Below are 2,733 nucleotides of genomic sequence, written 5' to 3'. Positions count from 1 at the left end.
GTTCGGGGGCGTCCGGCGGTGGCGCGCGTGGACGGCGGTCTCCGTGACTCACCCGTTAGAGATCGTCGGGCAACCGTTTCCCTTTGTCGTACGTCCAGTTGAGCGGAGGACAGGTAAGGGCCCCATGCTGGGCCCCCGCTGTCCCGCCGTCGGCGTGTCCGGTCGTATCGATGCCATACCGATGGCGTACAAAGTCCGACCGCCCGGTTGCCCCACCCTTTTGTACCCCCCCTAGACTGAATCTCCAGCACAGGCGGCTACACGCTCGAAAGGCGCCCCCGTGTCCATCGGCAACTCCCCTGAAGACGAGCGTCCGTTCGAAGACGTTTCCTCCGAGGAAGCCCCCTCCATCGGCCATGTGCTCCGGCAGGCGCGGATCGCCGCCGGTATGACCGTCGACGACGTCAGTACCGCCACCCGGATCCGCATCGCCATCGTCCACGCGATCGAGGCGGACGACTTCACGCCCTGCGGCGGCGACGTCTACGCGCGCGGGCACCTCCGTACGCTGGCCCGCGCCGTCCACCTCGATCCCGCGCCGCTGATCGCCCGCTTCGACGCCTCGCACGGAGGGCGTCCCGCGCCGACGCCGGCCGCGCCGCTCTTCGAGGCGGAACGTATCCGCCCGGAGCGCAGAGGGCCGAACTGGACGGCCGCGATGGTCGCCGCGATCGTTGCCGTGATCGGTTTTGTCGGTTTCACCGCCTTCAAGGGGGGCGGCGAAAGCGACGGGAAAGATCAGATCGCCGGCGGGACGACGCCCACGCCGTCCGCCTCGCCGACCCCGGTCAAGCCGAAGAACGACAAGCCCGCGACCGACGTCCCGCCCACGCCCACGGACGACGCGATCGCCGCCGCCCCGCTGGACAAGGTGACCGTCCGCGTCAGCGCCGCGCACGGGCGCAGTTGGATCTCCGCCAAGGACCACAACGGACGGCTGCTCTTCGACGACCTGCTCAAGAAGGGCCAGTCCAAGACCTTCCAGGACAGCAGCAAGATCAACCTCGTCCTCGGTGACGCCGGGGCGATCGACCTCTGGGTGAACGGTAAGAAACTCGACAACGACTTCAAGCCGGGGGCGGTCGAGCGGCTCACCTACACGAAGGGCGACCCGCAGGCCGGGTAAGAGGCCGTGATCTTGGTCAACCCCGTCGGCGTCCGTTGTCGGTGGGACAAAGTAGTCTTGAGCCCATGCCTGAACGCCGTACCGTCGCACTCGTCACCCTTGGCTGCGCCCGTAACGAGGTGGACTCGGAGGAGCTCGCAGGCCGTTTGGAGGCGGACGGCTGGCAGCTCGTGGAGTCCGCCGACGAAGCGGACGTCGCCGTGGTCAACACCTGCGGGTTCGTCGAGGCCGCCAAGAAGGACTCCGTGGACGCCCTCCTGGAGGCCAACGACCTGAAGGGGCACGGCAGAACGCAGGCCGTCGTGGCGGTGGGCTGCATGGCCGAGCGGTACGGCAAGGAGCTCGCCGAGGCGCTGCCCGAGGCCGACGGCGTGCTCGGGTTCGACGACTACGCGGACATCTCCGACCGCCTCCAGACCATCCTCAACGGCGGCATCCACGCCTCGCACACCCCGCGCGACCGGCGCAAGCTGCTGCCGATCAGCCCCGCTGAGCGCCAGGAGTCGGCCGCCGGGGTCGCACTGCCGGGGCACGCCCCGGTGGACCTCCCCGAGGGCCTCGCGCCCGCCTCAGGGCCGCGCGCGCCCCTGCGCCGCCGGCTCGACGGCTCGCCGGTGGCCTCCGTCAAGCTCGCGTCCGGCTGCGACCGGCGCTGCTCCTTCTGCGCCATCCCGTCCTTCCGCGGCTCCTTCATCTCGCGCCGCCCCTCCGACGTCCTCAACGAGACGCGGTGGCTGGCCGAGCAGGGCGTCAAGGAAGTGATGCTGGTCTCCGAGAACAACACCTCGTACGGCAAGGACCTCGGTGACATCCGTCTCCTGGAGTCCCTGCTGCCCGAGCTGGCCGAGGTCGAGGGCCTGGAGCGCGTGCGGGTCAGCTACCTCCAGCCCGCCGAGATGCGGCCCGGCCTCATCGACGTCCTCACCTCGACGCCCAAGGTCGTCCCGTACTTCGACCTCTCCTTCCAGCACTCCGCGCCGGACGTGCTGCGCGCGATGCGGCGCTTCGGCGACACCGACCGGTTCCTCGAACTCCTCGACACCATCCGGAGCAAGGCGCCCCAGGCGGGCGTGCGCTCCAACTTCATCGTCGGCTTCCCCGGCGAGTCCGAGCACGACCTCGCCGAGCTGGAGCGGTTCCTGACCGGCGCGCGGCTGGACGCCATCGGCGTCTTCGGGTACTCCGACGAGGACGGCACCGAGGCCGCGACCTACGAGAACAAGCTCCCCGAGGATCTCGTTGCCGAGCGCCTCGCGCGCGTGTCCCGGCTTGCCGAGGAACTCGTCTCCCAGCGCGCGGAGGAGCGCGTCGGGGAGAGCGTCCGGGTCCTTGTGGAGTCCGTCGACGAGGTGGAGGGTGTCTACGGCCGTGCGGCGCACCAGGCGCCCGAGACCGACGGCCAGGTGCTCCTCACGAGCGGCGAGGGGCTGGAGGTCGGTCGTATGGTCGAGGCGAAGGTGGTCGGCACGGAGGGCGTCGACCTCGTGGCCGAGCCGCTGGAGCGCTCGAACGGGTGGAGTGAGGAGACAGGCAGATGACGGGTGTTCCGGCGTCGGCCGCGGGCGGCTCCGCACGGGGTTTCGGGGCGGCGGCGGGGGCCTCTGCGG

At 70.3% G+C, this 2,733-nt stretch carries 2 protein-coding genes; both read left to right on the top strand.

Annotated features, from left to right (window positions below):
- Positions 1-280 precede the first annotated feature (280 nt).
- Positions 281-1,126, top strand: coding sequence for a helix-turn-helix domain-containing protein (locus AOK24_RS06385; RefSeq protein WP_055719078.1), 846 nt, complete (start codon positions 281-283; stop codon positions 1,124-1,126).
- Positions 1,127-1,191: 65 nt separating this feature from the next.
- Positions 1,192-2,664: a 30S ribosomal protein S12 methylthiotransferase RimO gene (gene rimO, locus AOK24_RS06380; protein WP_079056696.1), complete on the top strand. Its 1,473-nt coding sequence runs from the start codon at positions 1,192-1,194 to the stop codon at positions 2,662-2,664.
- The last annotated feature ends 69 nt before the right edge of the window (positions 2,665-2,733 follow it).

It is taken from the genome of Streptomyces niveiscabiei, from assembly GCF_001419795.1.
GTDB classification, from domain to species: domain Bacteria; phylum Actinomycetota; class Actinomycetes; order Streptomycetales; family Streptomycetaceae; genus Streptomyces; species Streptomyces niveiscabiei.
The sequence above is the reverse complement of the archived record's forward strand: the minus strand, read 5'-3'. Positions and strand labels throughout refer to the sequence as shown.